This is a genomic window from Sphingobacterium siyangense (assembly GCF_023277505.1).
Classification (GTDB): Bacteria; Bacteroidota; Bacteroidia; order Sphingobacteriales; family Sphingobacteriaceae; genus Sphingobacterium; species Sphingobacterium siyangense.
Genome location: NZ_CP080574.1, coordinates 3,383,082 through 3,398,341 on the forward strand (window position 1 = coordinate 3,383,082; position 15,260 = coordinate 3,398,341).

The 15,260-nt window shown below is 37.9% G+C and carries 16 protein-coding genes; 11 read left to right on the forward strand and 5 right to left on the reverse strand.

The window, feature by feature from the left end:
- Nucleotides 1-111 precede the first annotated feature (111 nt).
- From ku to K2F45_RS13930, 5 genes are all read left to right on the forward strand, one after another.
- On the forward strand, nt 112-867 hold the full coding sequence (gene ku / locus K2F45_RS13910) for a non-homologous end joining protein Ku (RefSeq protein ID WP_075992708.1): 756 nt from the start codon (nt 112-114) through the stop codon (nt 865-867).
- Nucleotides 868-884: 17 nt separating this feature from the next.
- Nucleotides 885-1,037 (forward strand): hypothetical protein, encoded by a 153-nt coding sequence (locus K2F45_RS13915; protein WP_172840694.1) that lies wholly within the window; start codon nt 885-887, stop codon nt 1,035-1,037.
- A 6-nt stretch (nt 1,038-1,043) separates the two neighbouring features.
- Entirely contained in the window at nt 1,044-1,670 is a 627-nt protein-coding gene (locus tag K2F45_RS13920) for a hypothetical protein (protein ID WP_075992709.1), read from the forward strand.
- A gap of 166 nt (nt 1,671-1,836) precedes the next feature.
- Nucleotides 1,837-4,005 (forward strand): GAF domain-containing sensor histidine kinase, encoded by a 2,169-nt coding sequence (locus K2F45_RS13925; protein ID WP_075992710.1) that lies wholly within the window; start codon nt 1,837-1,839, stop codon nt 4,003-4,005.
- Nucleotides 4,006-4,118: 113 nt separating this feature from the next.
- On the forward strand, nt 4,119-4,418 hold the full coding sequence (locus tag K2F45_RS13930; protein ID WP_075992711.1) for a hypothetical protein: 300 nt from the start codon (nt 4,119-4,121) through the stop codon (nt 4,416-4,418).
- Between the two features lie 7 nt (nt 4,419-4,425).
- Here K2F45_RS13930 and K2F45_RS13935 read toward each other — a convergent pair whose 3' ends face one another.
- The 3 genes from K2F45_RS13935 to K2F45_RS13945 all read right to left on the reverse strand — a co-directional run bounded on the left by K2F45_RS13935 (nt 4,426) and on the right by K2F45_RS13945 (nt 8,088).
- Entirely contained in the window at nt 4,426-6,444 is a 2,019-nt protein-coding gene (locus tag K2F45_RS13935; protein WP_216640359.1) for a glycoside hydrolase family 43 protein, read from the reverse strand.
- Between the two features lie 266 nt (nt 6,445-6,710).
- Complete coding sequence (locus K2F45_RS13940; protein WP_075992712.1) at nt 6,711-7,367, reverse strand: response regulator transcription factor; 657 nt, start codon at nt 7,365-7,367, stop codon at nt 6,711-6,713.
- A gap of 10 nt (nt 7,368-7,377) precedes the next feature.
- Entirely contained in the window at nt 7,378-8,088 is a 711-nt protein-coding gene (locus tag K2F45_RS13945; RefSeq protein ID WP_157626104.1) for a hypothetical protein, read from the reverse strand.
- Nucleotides 8,089-8,457: 369 nt separating this feature from the next.
- Here K2F45_RS13945 and K2F45_RS13950 point away from each other — a divergent pair, with 369 nt between their 5' ends.
- The 3 genes from K2F45_RS13950 (at nt 8,458) to K2F45_RS13960 (ending at nt 11,566) form a co-directional block, all read left to right on the forward strand.
- Nucleotides 8,458-8,964, forward strand: a complete 507-nt coding sequence (locus K2F45_RS13950) for an RNA polymerase sigma factor (RefSeq protein ID WP_075992714.1) — start codon at nt 8,458-8,460, stop codon at nt 8,962-8,964.
- A gap of 170 nt (nt 8,965-9,134) precedes the next feature.
- Nucleotides 9,135-9,857: an SIMPL domain-containing protein gene (locus tag K2F45_RS13955; RefSeq protein WP_075992715.1), complete on the forward strand. Its 723-nt coding sequence runs from the start codon at nt 9,135-9,137 to the stop codon at nt 9,855-9,857.
- Nucleotides 9,858-10,231: 374 nt separating this feature from the next.
- Complete coding sequence (locus K2F45_RS13960; protein WP_075992716.1) at nt 10,232-11,566, forward strand: GH1 family beta-glucosidase; 1,335 nt, start codon at nt 10,232-10,234, stop codon at nt 11,564-11,566.
- Between the two features lie 19 nt (nt 11,567-11,585).
- Here K2F45_RS13960 and K2F45_RS13965 read toward each other — a convergent pair whose 3' ends face one another.
- The gene (locus K2F45_RS13965) at nt 11,586-12,398 is read right to left on the reverse strand and encodes a hypothetical protein (RefSeq protein ID WP_075992717.1); all 813 of its coding nucleotides are present in this window, start codon (nt 12,396-12,398) and stop codon (nt 11,586-11,588) included.
- Between the two features lie 108 nt (nt 12,399-12,506).
- Here K2F45_RS13965 and K2F45_RS13970 point away from each other — a divergent pair, with 108 nt between their 5' ends.
- Together K2F45_RS13970 and K2F45_RS27455 are read left to right on the forward strand one after the other, a co-directional pair.
- Nucleotides 12,507-13,022 (forward strand): hypothetical protein, encoded by a 516-nt coding sequence (locus K2F45_RS13970; RefSeq protein ID WP_120334321.1) that lies wholly within the window; start codon nt 12,507-12,509, stop codon nt 13,020-13,022.
- A gap of 69 nt (nt 13,023-13,091) precedes the next feature.
- A complete protein-coding gene (locus K2F45_RS27455; RefSeq protein ID WP_420833024.1) occupies nt 13,092-13,436 on the forward strand; it encodes a ribosomal maturation YjgA family protein in 345 nt (114 codons plus the stop codon).
- 2 nt (nt 13,437-13,438) lie between these two features.
- Here K2F45_RS27455 and K2F45_RS13975 read toward each other — a convergent pair whose 3' ends face one another.
- A complete protein-coding gene (locus tag K2F45_RS13975) occupies nt 13,439-13,957 on the reverse strand; it encodes a VOC family protein (protein ID WP_216640360.1) in 519 nt (172 codons plus the stop codon).
- Between the two features lie 260 nt (nt 13,958-14,217).
- On the opposite strand from K2F45_RS13975, the gene K2F45_RS13980 reads away from it, so the two are divergent.
- A complete protein-coding gene (locus tag K2F45_RS13980) occupies nt 14,218-15,243 on the forward strand; it encodes a threonine aldolase family protein (RefSeq protein ID WP_075992720.1) in 1,026 nt (341 codons plus the stop codon).
- Nucleotides 15,244-15,260: the final 17 nt, after the last annotated feature.

The window sequence follows — 15,260 nt, forward strand, 5'->3', positions numbered from 1 at the left end:
GAATGTTTGTATAACTATTTCTTTTCAGAAATAGTTTGGTTGGCATTTTATTAAATTTCAAACCATTTGAGCATTACCAAGGTTATCCTATTAGCAATTAATAGATTACTTATGCGAGCAATTTGGACGGGGGCTATTGGTTTTGGTTTGGTCAATATCCCAATTAAAATATATAGTGCAACGGAGAATGCAGCTTTAGATCTGGATATGCTTGATCGAAATGATCTATCCAATATTAAATTCAAGCGGGTAAATGAACAAACCGGCAAAGAAGTAAAATGGGACAATATCGTTAAGGGATATTTCATGAAAGACCACTATGTCGTGCTGGAAGATGCAGATTTTGAAGACGCAAGTCCGGAGAAGACCAAACTTATCAATCTTCATGCTTTTGTCAAACTGATGGATGTAGACAGTATATATTTTGAAACGCCCTACTATCTGGAGCCACAGAAAGGTGGAGAAAAAGCCTATCAGTTATTGCTCAAAGCATTAGAAAAAACTAAAATGGCGGGCTTAGGGTCGTTCGTCATGCGAAATGTAGAACATCTAGCTCTTATAAAGCCCTACCAAAATGCATTGGTTTTAAATAAAATACGTTATCAACAGGAAATTAGAGCACTTGATGAGCTTAAATTACCTGCTGCAATTAAAATTCAAAAAGCAGAAATGGATATGGCTACACAGCTGATCGAGCAACACAGCACATCCTTCGATATCAGCAGCTATAAAAATGAATATATGGACGAGCTCCTCAAAATAATCAAACAAAAAGACAAGGGTAAACGTCCTACCATTCGAAAGATGAAAATAGAGCATACAAAAGCAGATGATTTGCTTGCAAAACTTAAAGCAAGCCTTGGTTAAACAAAACACCCTGTGCCATGATACGTAAACTAAAATCGGGTCAATATCGAATATATGCCAAGCATCCTGATAAAGAGACTAACCGACGTCGGAATCTGGGTACTTTTGATACCCTTGAGGAGGCAAAAAAACACGAGCAAGAAATTCAATATTTTAAGCATAAGAAGTGAAATAAGATGAAGAATATCATACCAGAACAGAAAGAAGGCAAGCAACTGGATTGCTTTGAATCCCTCGAGTTTCCAAGTGAGGCTATTGCCGATTTAGCCTATACTTCGGCTATAAACAATCTTAGAAAGGTCAATCATTGGTATGAACTCGCTCAGATTCCTTCCACTGTATTTCAATTAACGACGGGTTATGGTACTCCAATAGATCGTTTACTCGAATTACACGATTATATCAGACTCGATATTCCAGGACCGGGACTTCCCAGTAGTAATGGTTATGATTGGGTGAATGTAGTCAGCCTCATATCAGACAAAACGGACGATTATAGGGTTTTTGCCATAACATTAAAACCTTGCCCCGATCCAAGCCATCCTGGAGATAAAAATACAGCTCATTTTTTTGAAGGGATTTCATCTTCTACCTTTTTGATCGAACAACGGAGGAATAGTATTTTGTTCCAGTACGCTGGAAGAAACGAGATCATCAATGTCGACAATGAGAATATAAGTGATAATGTCAGGAATTATGTTATTGGACTAGCAGCTAAAATTGGGGCATCTTACCCACAATGGAAATCACTTCTTAAAGGGATGGCTCATGCAATCGCCAAAGAGTTTAATGTTCAGCATTAGTTCCTTCTGCCGAACGGAAATTGGCAGCTGCTTTAATTTAAAAGTAAAAAAAAACCAATAAGACAATTTTATATAACTTTATAACATTCTGTTAGCAAAGATTCGATCTATGTAGTCGTAATTTTTTTTGTATATTTATGTATATCATAAGAAGTTTTGGGGTATTATGAATCATACATTTCAACCGAACAATCAAACCATCATTACGCTTCAATCTTTTGGCAGTCTGGTCATCTTAGATCGACATTTTAATGTCGTTGGGATAACCGAATCTGTCGTAAATGATCACGACGCCAAAGAGAACCTATTAGGAACTCATTTCTTTGATAGCTTTAGCAATACATTCGGTGAAGCGTTATCCAAAATCAAGAATGCAGTAACTGATCTACTTGAAAACGGGCAGTCGCGCCATATTATACCCATTAAAATGAGAAAAGAACGTGTTTATGTAAAATTGCGAAGACACGATGAATACTTCTATATCGAGTGGGAACAACAACACAAAAAATACATTGCTGCAAAAAAAATAAATGAACTTAATTTTTTGCTAGATACTATTCAACCAAATAATTGGGACCGTGTTTGTTCGGCCATCAACAAATTACTGAATTACGATCGGGTTTTCGTTTTGCAGGTTCAGGAAACGGGTTATAGTTCCGTGATTGCGGAACATACAGCAGATGGACAAGCTCATTTCAAAGGAATGGAGTTCTCGAAAGATTTCATGCCCGAAGAGGTCTTGTCGTACTATCGGAGCTATTCATATCGATATGCTCCCAATATTAATATCGAGGGACAAGAATTCTATTATACGGACGAAGGAATTGATCCGGTCTCGAGCTTATTATCACCTTTACCAGAACTTCACCGGATTTTTTTAAAAAAGATAAATGTCGAAAGCGCCTTGTTTTTTAGAATCTGTATCGATGATGACTTTTGGGGTCTTGTGGTCGCACAGAATGATGAAGAGCGGGTGGTCGATCTGCAGCAGCGAAAACTATGTACGTTTGCCATCCAGGCAGCCACCAGCAAATATGAGAGTCATGTCAAACAGAATCTGTTGGAAAGAACGGAGCTTCTTAAACTCGCTGAAGAAGAGTTAAAAAGGAGCCTTTCTGAAAATAAAATGGTGAATTGTGCTTTGATACAACATATGGATATTCTTACCCAGCTGGTCAATGCAGATGGATTGGCCATATTCAATCAGGGCGATGTCTTTAACTATGGTCACTCTCCGCAGAAAGCACAATTTTATGAAATCATTCAATTCCTGCAGAAACATACCGATAAAGCGCTCTTCAAAGATTATAACTTTCGGCTGAATCATCAGGATAACTTTAACGATAAACTTGATTTTGCGGGTCTCATGTATCTAAAGGTTGGCTTGGAAAACGATTATTACCTGGTTTGGTTTAGAAAGGAAAACCGCAATCAAGTGATGCAGATGGAGCTGAAAAATGAGCCGCATGAAAACAAACAGCTCAAAATTTGGGAAGATATGCGCTATGACGTTGCCAAACCCTGGAATGATGCTGAAATCAATTTTGTCCTTCGTCTGAATCAGATTATCAAGGAATCCATTTTTGCAAAACTAAAGGAACGTCAGTTGCTGAATGAAGAGCTTCTGAGCTTGAACAATGAGTTGGAAATGTTTACACATACCCTTTCTCATGATTTAAAAAATCCCTTGTCCATCTTAAAAATGGGCATACAGTTTCTCCAGCAGCACTCCGACAATATTGATTTTACAAAAATCAATAAGTGGTACCAGAATTTCAGCAGAAGCGTTACAAACATTGAAGATATTATCAACAATATGGTCCAGTTGAGCCAGCACCGTTCCAGCGTTTTAGACAAGGAACCACTTCCTATGGCCTATACAATTCAGCGCATATTTCAAGAAAACAGCATTTTATATAACGCCAATAATTGCCAACCCACTTTTGGTACTCTATTACCAATTTGGGGCGAAAAAAGTGCCGCGTATCAAATTTTTTCAAATTTAATTGTTAATGCAATAAAATATTCTGCACAAGCAGACAGGCCTTTAGTGACAATAGATAGCTCCAACGAAGACAATTATACCCATTATCGGATTAAGGATAACGGTATTGGCATACCAAGTGACCACCTACCCCACATTTACGAAATGTTTACCAGAGCCGACAATGTGGGATCAATACCTGGTACGGGCATTGGGCTTTCGCTGGTGAAACGGATAATGGAACGATTGGGAGGAAGTATCGAAATTGAATCAGAGGTTGGTGTAGGCACCGTCGTCCACCTTTATTTCCCTATTGTTAAACCATTTCCTGAGCAAATGCTACTTGATTGATCGTTGTTTCAAATCCTGAACTCTTTCAAACTATTTTCCATCTAAAGTTGTTCATTTAAGGAGAGTATATCATCCAATAAAAAGGATCGTATCACTTAAAAAAGAAATTGAAAATGGAAGAGATATTGCAACATGCAGTAGTAAAACGAGGTTTAATTATTGCCTATTATTTTAGTAACATCTGGTATCGTAAAGGATTGTTCGGGGAACGTACTATTCCCGATTCAAATGACACTGATCCCATCGAACATCCTGAACCTGATATAGATGAAACCGATCCTGAAGAAGAGGAGAATATCAACTACACACATAAAAACCCGCAGCCAAGAAACAGTATAAGTCCTGGAAAGAAGTCTGCCGCTAACTGGGACGAAAATGTAGAAAATCGGGCCATATCCAAAAAGACAGATTGACCCAGGGTCAATCTGTAAAGATATTCAACTGTCCTTTTTCATCAAAAAAAACATCGCTAATAAAAACGATACGCTGATCTCCCGTCTTTAGGGTGCGGCCATGATATACACAGCGGATTTTTCCCTCCTTGTCCTGAAATAAACTATTATGCCCAGTGCCCGAAACCACTCCACCTCTATTGGTATTCTTTTCAATGATCGGATTAGATGCCGATTTTTGATAGCTTCCCAAAGGAGCAGTTGCTGTTGCGTAGCCAACAGCATAATTGGCTCCTGCAAAATAATTGGCCGAATACATCATGTAGTATAATCCGTTTTCTTTGACCAAAAAAGAACCTTCCGTCCATCGTCTATTGACCTCACCTGAAGTTACCGATCTACTTTCCCATTCTGATTGAGCATCGTTCATCGTAATTGGGGGGCGCATTAAAAGAACCGGATTCCCTATCACCTTTGTCATACTGCTATCCAATTCGACTCCGTAAACCCAGCTTTCTTCAATATTCTTATAGCCAAATTTCTTTTCTGCCCAAGTTGCAATTTCTGATTCCACAGGATGTTCGTAGCAGCAGCGTGAATAGAACAGATAATTTCTATGGTCTGTATCTCTAAAAACATTCGCGTCAATGATGGGATATCCAGGATCAAAAATAGGTTTCCCGCTCAGATCTTTAAATGGCCCCAATGGACTATCCGACACTGCAACTCCTATACGATAGTTTTCCAGGTGTTTTTTCGGATTTTCTTTCCAATGAGCACTATAATACATGTAATATTTGTTATTCACACGATAGACCTCTGGCGCCCAGAAATCCTTTTCCCCCCAACCATTCGGCTGTTTGGCATCGTATACTTTTCCCTCCTTTTTCCATGTCTTTAGATCTTTGGAACTATAGGCTATAAATCCATTTTCAGTCCCGCCGGTTCCATATAAATAGTATTGATCCGAAGGTGGATCGAATACAATAAAAGGATCACCAAAGGCTACATCTGTTTGATAGGATTTTCTAGGTTGTCTCGATCGTTGATCTGTGCTTAAAAATCGAAACTTTGCAGTTTCGAATTGGGGAACCAAGACACCGCTGCTATTTGCCACAAATTGAATCGGTACTATGGCTGTCCGCCGAGGTGCAACTTTTTCATCTGAAAAATGTGTATGACAGACGTAATACCATTGCTTTCCTTTTTTGAAAATGTCGCCATGTCCAGTTCCGGCAAATCCGCTATTTTTTCGGCTTAATGCTGGCTGACCTTCTAGTTTTTTCCAGGGTCCATAAATATTTTCGGCGATAGCAACACCCACAGCGTAGTCCTTATTCCGAAAATCATTTGCCGAATAGAACATATAATAATATTTTCCCTCTCGAATGATGGTGGGACCTTCACTTACTGTCCAGTCGGCATTTGCCGTATTTTCCCAGGCAAGTTCTGCATGGAGACATTCTTTCAGCGTTTCTTCCTTTATTCCGGAATAATCTGACTTCAGCTCCGCCACAAAAATTCTATTCCCTTCCTTTAACCTTACATGAAATAGGTATTTTTTTCCATCTTTATCGCGGAATACAAACGGATCAATTTGCTTTTGTCCGATAGCAATTGGCACTTTAGCTGTTTGCTTAAAAGGACCCGCTGGAGCATCACCGACTGCGATTGCAATATGCTCATCGGCTGTGTAAGCCATATAAAACTTACCATTCTCAAACCATACTTGCGGTGCCCAAAAACCTTTTGATCCAAAGATATCGCCCTTTACAGCCGCAAAACCTGAATTAATTCCCTCCGGACTTACCCAGGAATCTAAATCCTTGGACTGGTATACTTTAAAACCCTGTTGTTCATCATGATCACCATTCGTACCATAGAGGTAATAATTTCCTTTGTGATAGAATATGGTCGGATCCGCTTGAAAAATGCCATTTATCGGCATGTGCACATTTTCAATCTGATCTTTGTTTACAGTTTGCGCAAATGTACTTTGGACAAAAAACAGCAAGAGAGCAATAGGCAGCAAATATATTTTGTTCATTGATTATAATACATCATATAGGTGAAAACCTAAAATTGAACAAATATTTGCTAAGATTGGAGGTAAATCGTATCAATTGAATATCATTTTGTATCAGATTAAAAATCTCCTGATAAATTTATTGAAATCCATTCCTCTTCTATTCCCACAACCCCATTTTTTATCCAGACTTTTTCTATCCGAAAACATTTCGATATATACACCAACATACTGACACTATCTTTACGGATCAAAATTTCCCTGATCATTTGCCCGCAAAATTTTCGCTAATTCAAAATTCCTCTTTCAAAAGCAAACTTAACCAGATGTGCCGTGTTTTTTACTCCCGCTTTGTCTATGAGGTTCTGACGATGGCCCTCAACAGTACGCTTACTTAAAAAAATCTTATCTGCAATTTCGACATTCGTGTAGCCTTCCGCAATCAGTTTTAATACTTCCAATTCCCGTTCCGAAATATCAAAATCCGTTTGCAATTCTCCTGGGATCTGCGCATAGCTTTGACCAGAACGGACTTGATCTAAAAGTATCATGGCGATCTCTTCGCTCATGTACCGTCCGCCGTTAGCAATATGATTCAACCCGAAAAGCAATTCGTGATAGCCAACATTTTTGACCAAATAGCCAGCCAGACCAGATTCAAACGCCTCAATGACATAATTAATCTGATTCAGCATGGATAGTATAACCACTTTAATAGATGAATACTGTTTGTTTAGGACCTGAAGCAATTCCATGCCGTCCATTTCATCCATACTGATATCCGTTAAGACGATATCAGGAACAGGATTTGCACTTAGGAAGTCGAGCGCCTCTTTGCCATTCGACGCTTCGCCAACAACTTCAAATCCTTCTTGAGATTCTAATAGTAATTTTATTCCGTTACGTACAACCATGTGGTCTTCAACCAATAGGATTTTTATCATTATTATCTTTTTAAATAGTCAATTTTAGTAAAATACCTGTCGCAAGCGTATCATTCATAATCCGCGCATTATAGAGCTCAGCAATCTTTATCAAACGCATTGGGCTGTCTTCGAGTTTTAATACTGACAAGGCTTCTCCTTGTTTGAAAAACGGCGATACTTTGACAAAGATTTCAAATTCGATTACCTGCACTGAAATTGAGATCGCATGTGCGGGTACTTCATCATTTAAGTACTGAAAAATAGCTGTCAGGAGCTTAAATAGATGAACTTGTGCCTGTTGATGCAGCTCTCTCAGATGAGGATCAAGAAGGATATCAATTATAAAACCAGATCGTTTCTTGTAACTGGCAACGGCTTCATCAACGGCGTGAAAAATTCCCAGGTCATTTAATATGGGATTGTAAAGCAATCCCGCTTTATTGCGGATTTCTATAACTAAGGTAGTCAATGAATCACGTAGGCAACGTAATTCTTCAAAATCGCCATAACGATTAGTAAAATTCTGAAGCGATATACGCATTCCGTAAAGCTCCTGAGCCAGTTCATCGCGAAAATACCGTCCTATTTTTCCGATATCATCCTGTTGATTTCTAATAATCGATTTATAAAAATCTTCTTGGCTACCGTCCCATACCTCCTTTAACTCCGCCTGATCTTTTAGACCTTCAGATTGGCCTTTCGGTCCATCTGATAGGTCAAAATATAGTTTTTTGTTCACGTCCCCCATATTGTTTTCCATTTCATGTTGTAACTAATAACCACTTCAAGGCACGAACAGTTTTAAAAATTAACACCTATTTAGCTAAAAGATGTATTCTTTAAAGTACTACGTATAAATACGTGCAAGAAAAAGATAAATGGGGGAATTTAGACAGGAAAACACTTGTTGTTAAAGTAAAAAATTTCAAATAAAGCACCAATACACTTAGTGAACAATCCGCGCAAAACACTGTACAACAACAATTTAGAGTAATAAATAAATCTACTCGGTTGATAACACTTGCCTCAATCCATCCTTCCAAATTGTTTTTTCTAGCATCTTAATTGCAGAGAATGTAGAAAAGATAGACACTTAAAATTTGATAATATGGAAAATACAACAATCGATCAACTGTTTAAGGAAAAAAGGCCTACGTTAAAATATTTGGCAGCGCAATTTACGAACGATCCGGATGAACGGGAAGATTTGGTTCAAGAGACCATGGTGAGGTCACTAGCATCTATCGAAAAATTCCTGAAACATCCGAAATTGATGTCTTGGCTCTATATCATTATGAAAAACACGTATATCAATCAATATACACGTAACAAAAGGTTAGAAAATTACAGAAGCGAATACATCAGCACTGGTTATCGCAATGAAATAACAACCAATCGCGGAGAAGATAATTTTGTTGCTTCTGATATACAGCATGCGCTCAATAATTTATCGAAAGACTATTATGACGCCTTTGCTATGTTTTTGGAAGGATTTAAATATTATGAAATTGCAGAGCATTTGCAAATACCGGAAGGAACTGTGAAAACACGTATACACATGGCACGAAAGTCCTTGCAAAAACAGCTTAAGATTTACTCAAAAAGTATTAATTAAAAAAAATAATCTTATTTAAAGAACAAAAAGCAGGCTATAGCCTGCTTTTTGAATTTACACCCCGTTATTTTGGCTAATATTGTTTTAGTCACTGCCCCTACCTCTGAATATATTTATTATATTTAGGGTGAAACTTACTAATTAAAATATCACTTTGAACATCATGTAATATGAAAAAGCAAACAATCGCTATATTTTTTATATGCTTGAGCAGCATAATTTTAATATCGTCGTGTGGTTCGGTATCAAAGGAAAGTGAAAACAGAATTCGTGTAAGTGGCGAAGGAAAGATTAGGATCATGCCCGACCAGGTCACCCTGACCATCAATACGACTTTCACAAAACCCAGAATGGTAGACGCGGTACGAGAAACACAAGCAACAGTCGACACCGTAATAGCGTTGCTCCAAAAATATGGACATCAAAAAGAAGATATCAAAACGAGTAGCGTGTCTGCAAATAAAGACTATCAATACATTGGTAATACCAATAAATTTATAGGTTATCAAGCACAGCAAACAATCGATTTCGTTTTACATGATTTATCGAAATTCACAGAATTAACGGGAAAATTGCTAGAAACAAAAATTAGTGGAATCGGTTCCATCTCATTTGACCACTCCAAAGCAGATAGTATTTTAAGAGAGGCAGATCTTATTGCATATGATGATGCTTTAAAATCGGCAAAAAAACTTGCATCTAGGGCTGACGTTAAAATTGGTAAACTGTTATTTTTGTCCAATGATGGAAGCGCATCCAACGAATCAACGCAGTACAGAACGGGGATGGCTTTAGAAACATTCAATAAAGGCTATGGTGGTGAAGGTTTTAAAATTGCTCCCGAAGTTTTAGAATTTAAAAGAACGATATTTACGGAATTTGAAATCAAATAGAGGCCACACCGATTCTGTCTCCAATCAACCAGCTTCATCGATTCAATAGTTGAATGAAAAAATAACGCTCGAGGGATAGTGTTTTAGCCGTTACGCGGACGAATTAGCTACCGATGATCATCGAACTATTTTTTCGTATATTTAACATATAGTTTATATCCAGTTCATATAAGTTCTGTTACTTTATAATGCGATAATTAATGTAGTCAACGGAGTTAATGTATCTATTATGAAAACGATAAACTATTTTTTCCAGCGGATTATATTTAGAATCTTTTTAGGTCGATTCAGTTCATTCTATTCACCATTAAGATTCCACAAAACTTAATTGTTTTTAAAAACGGCATTGAGGTCCGATAATTTTATTTTTGTAAATGCTATTAACCAAAGATGCCTTTGGCAAAGATTTTATTTGGGGAGTTTCTACAGCTGCCTACCAGATTGAAGGAGCACATGATTTGCATGGAAAAGGCCCTTCTATCTGGGATATATTCGTCAAAAAAAGAAACCGTATATTTCAAAATCAACATGGTAATGAGGCCTGTGATTTTTACAATCGCTATGTTCAGGACCTGTATTTGATGCAGGGAATGCATATTCCTAATTACAGATTCTCTTTATCATGGAGTCGTATATTTCCTGCTGGTATTGGTGCGGTAAATCAATCTGGATTGGATTTTTATGATCGTTTGATCGATTTATCCCTTGAGTTAGGGATAACACCTTGGCCTACCTTATATCATTGGGATCTTCCACATGCATTGGAAAAGAAAGGTGGCTGGGTAAACCGTGATGTGAAAGATTGGTTTGGAGAATTTGTTTCCAAATGTGTGCAAACCTACGGGGACCGGGTCAAGCATTGGATGGTTCTCAACGAACCTACAGTATTTACTGCTGCAGGTTATTTCTTCGGTGTACATGCGCCAGAGAGAAAAGGTCTGGGCAATTTTTTGGCTGCGGCCCATCATGCTGCATTAGCACAGGCTCAAGGCGGCCGAATTATTAAGTCTTTACAGCCTAATAGCGAAGTAGGAACGACTTTTTCTTGCTCCCATGTTGAGCCCTTTACGTCGAAAGACAGAGACATTCTTGCGGCAAAGAAAGCAGATGTATTGCTCAACCGCCTATTTATAGAACCGCTACTAGGAATGGGCTATCCAACACAAGAGATTAAAATACTGGGTAGAATTGAAAAGTATATGCACGCGAATGATGAGCGAGATCTGAAATTTGATATGGACTTTATTGGCGTACAAAATTATACACGGGAAATTATACGATACGCCATGTTCGTTCCTTATCTTCAAGCGAAGATAGTATCGGCGAAAGAGCGCAAAGTTGAGATGACCGAAATGAACTGGGAAGTTTACCCAGCCTCCATTTATTATATGCTCAAGAAATTTAGTGCCTACCCTAATATCCCCACTTTAATTGTTACCGAAAATGGTGCAGCATTTCCTGATCAAATTGAAAATGGTTTAGTGCATGACCCCAAAAGATTGAGCTATTTACAGCAAGCTTTACAGCAGGTTTATCGCGCAAAACAAGAAGGAATAAATGTCAACGGGTATTTTGTATGGACATTCATGGACAACTTCGAATGGGCTGAAGGATACCGTCCAAGATTTGGACTAGTTTATGTTGATTTCAACAATCAACAGCGCATCGTCAAATCCTCTGGACATTGGTACGGAGACTTTTTAAAATAAATAAATGGCTTTTCCATCGTTATGAACGATATATCAAATTTGTAATTTTCAATAAAATCAGGCCAAGAAACAATGCGGCAACAATACTAAGTATTGTGACCAATGTATTCCTTCCGTTGTCTGCAAAAAAATAGATGGATAGTCCAGCCAACATACATGGAATACCGATAACAATAAGCTTGACCCAATATATTCGGTCTTCTTCCTTACGGATAATTTTTGTTTCAACTGCGGCTAAAACATCCGGTCTATTCTTTCTAAAATATTCGAGAATAATTTCGATTTCTTCTGAACGCAATTCACGAGGACGTACAATCTGCTGTTGTAAGGCAATAACTAAACTATTTCCATCTCGTTGAACTGAAATAACTGCTGACATTGGAAAGCGCTTTTTATACCCCATAGGGTTCATTGCATATCCTTTGTAGTCACTGTTATCTGGACTTAAACATACAAAATACTCCGAACTCATTGCGAAGATCACATCGGTATGTTCCTGTTTGGTTTCTTTCCATATAACGATAGCAGGCTTAATGGCTGCTAGTAATAGACATTGGAAAATAAATATACCAAAAGACAAGCTGAATATCCATGACAAAGAAAATGAAAGGAGTAAAAAAGCGATGATAAACCAAATAACATTTGACCAAAAGTCAATTTTCCGCTCGATTAAATAGAAGATAATGACGCAGACTATTGGCGCAATACCGGCTTTCCAATCCCAAAATATACTCACAATTCCGAGAATTGAAAACAGCGCATAATTCAACAGCTGAAAGTATGCTGACTTCCGCTGAAAATTAGTTCTTTTAATTTCAATGATATTTTCCAATGCTTTCTTTAATGAAATAGCAAAATCTCTGTCGCTAAGATAGCTCTGATTGCATAAATATAAATATCTTTACTAAAATAAAAATGCGTAAAAATAGAAGCCACTGCTATGAATACCTTTCAATTTAAATCACATAATGTTAAAAAGGGCTTGATCTTTGGATTTGGTTACCTAATTGTTGTATTTATCCTATGCTGTTTAATTTTTGGCGGTATAAACGGACTAGCCGATGCAGTAAACAATTTTGGTTCGGCAAAAGGTCTTGGGATATTGGTTGCTGTCGTTGTAATCGGTCCCCTAGTCATACTATTGCAATTCATCAATCCCAAGATAGAAATACAAGTTGATAAAAATAACTTATCTATTAAACAACCGAGAAAGGAGGACAAAATTATTCCGTTAGAAGTAATTCATTCCATGGAAATAAATCATTCCTTGGTTAACCAACTTCAACTGTTCGACCAAAATGGAAAACTACTTACGACTATTCACCCTCAAAACGATATGAATGTTATTTTCTCCATTGCAAATATAATCGCGCAACAGGGTGGATTTACACAAAAAAAAGGAACCAAAAAGATCTTTGGTAATCCCGTTGAAACGAGCTCATATTTCAGGCAATAACACTGTAGCACATTCGTTTCGATGAAACCAAAAATACACTATCTACTTTGCGTTGCTTTAACCATCTTCATGGGTTTGTTGTCACGGAAAATATCCGCCGTTCCTACCATTACCGGCGATGTACTTTATGCGGTTATGATTTATTGGTTGTCACGTTTTTTATTTACGAGGAAATCGTTATTATTTTCTTTTACGACGACACTTATATTTTGTTTTGCCATCGAATTTTTACAGCTTGTACAACATCCTTTACTTATATGGATAAGAAACAATCCGCTTTTGCGGCTCGTGTTTGGACAGGGCTTTTTATGGTCGGATCTTGTGGCTTACTGCCTGGGAACCGTCGGAGCTGCATGCATTGATTATCTTAATTATCAAATGTTAAAGACAGACCCTACGTTAAGAACTAAATAGACCTACTTCGTAGTTTTGGCCCCCAAATCGATGCCCATCTTTTCATAAGCAAGATCATTGGGCTGCCAAAGCTCTATTTTGTTTCCTTCAATATCCATGATATGAGCAAATTTGCCGTAGTCAAAGGATTCGATCGTATCAAGTACCGTAACGCCCTCCTTCTTCAATTCTTCGATTAAAAGCTCAATATTGGCTACCCGATAATTGATCATAAAATCTTTTTCCGAAGGGCCAAAATAGGAAGAGCTCTCTTTAAAAGGGCTCCATTGCGTAAATCCCTTTTTCGTACTGTCGGCTCCCTGATGCCACTCAAATACAGCGCCGTAAGAATTTGTAGCCAGTCCCAAATGATCGGCATACCAAGCGCTTACTTTTTTAGGATCTTTACATTTGAAGAAAATTCCACCTATACCGGTTACTCTTTTCAACTCGGTGGATCGATATGAATGGCTCAAGTTATTAAAAGCATATCCCATTCCAAATGCCAGCGAAATACTTGCAACAAATATGAATCTTTTCATAATTTAATAAGGACAAATCAGTTATTCTGCCTTCTCTCCCGAATTTAATCATTAGTTTTGACAAAACATTTACGGTGCTCCAGAAAACATTCTTATTCTACAACATCAATACTTAAAACGCATAGCTTTTGTCCTAATTTTTTCCAGATCAAGATTGTTAAAAAATGAGATTGTATGTATACATTTGACCTACACAAGACTCGAGCAGCCTACCCTAGGAAAAGAGTTTAATAAAGCATCCGCATTAAATAGATAAATTTATGTACAACTTTAAAAATGACTATTCAGAAGGGGCACATCCCCGCATTTTAGATAAGCTTATTGAAACGAATCTGATACAGCAATTGGGCTATGGGGAGGATGACTATTCCAATGAAGCCAAATCGATTTTGAAGAAAAAGATAGCTAATCAGCAAGCCGTTATCCACTTTTTATCTGGGGGCACACAAACGAATCTTCTTGTCATATCTTTTCTTTTACGTATCCATGAAGCAGTGATCAGTGCAAAAACAGGGCATATATCTGCAAATGAAACTGGTGCTATAGAAGCAACTGGACATAAAGTCATTACTGTTGAAACGTCTGATGGAAAATTGACACCTAACGATATTACTACGGTACTCAAGGAACATGCCCTGGCGCCACATGTGGTAAAACCAAGAATAGTTTATATTTCTAATTCCACTGAAATCGGCACAATATATTCTTTGGCAGAATTGGAAGCGCTATATGTGTGCTGTCAGCAGCAACAGCTGTTACTTTATTTGGATGGCGCACGATTGGGCCATGCTTTGACGGCGAAAAACAACGATTTAACCTTTGCAGCTATTGCTAAGTATACTGACGTTTTCTACATTGGCGGAACAAAAAACGGAGCTCTTCTGGGTGAGGCAGTTGTGTTTAACCGTCCCGAATTAGCCGTAGATTTTGACTATGCGATTAAGCAGAAAGGCGCCTTGCTCGCCAAAGGCAGAGTGCTTTCAATTCAATTTCTAACGCTATTTCAGGATGATTTGTATCTTGAGCTGGCATTAAGAGCTAATTCGCTTGCGATGCGTATGGCGAAGGCCATCAAAGGCAAAGGATATTCCTTTTTAACGGAATCAACCACCAATCAGATTTTCCCCATTTTACCTAAATCGCTCATCGAAGCACTGCTTATAAATTATCAATTTTATATATGGAAGGATATCGATTCAGATTATGCAGCGGTTCGTTTGATCACGTCCTGGGCTACGGACGAGAAACAGGTTACTAACTTTATAAGTGATATATTGAATTCCTAGGGATTGTTCCGCCCCAA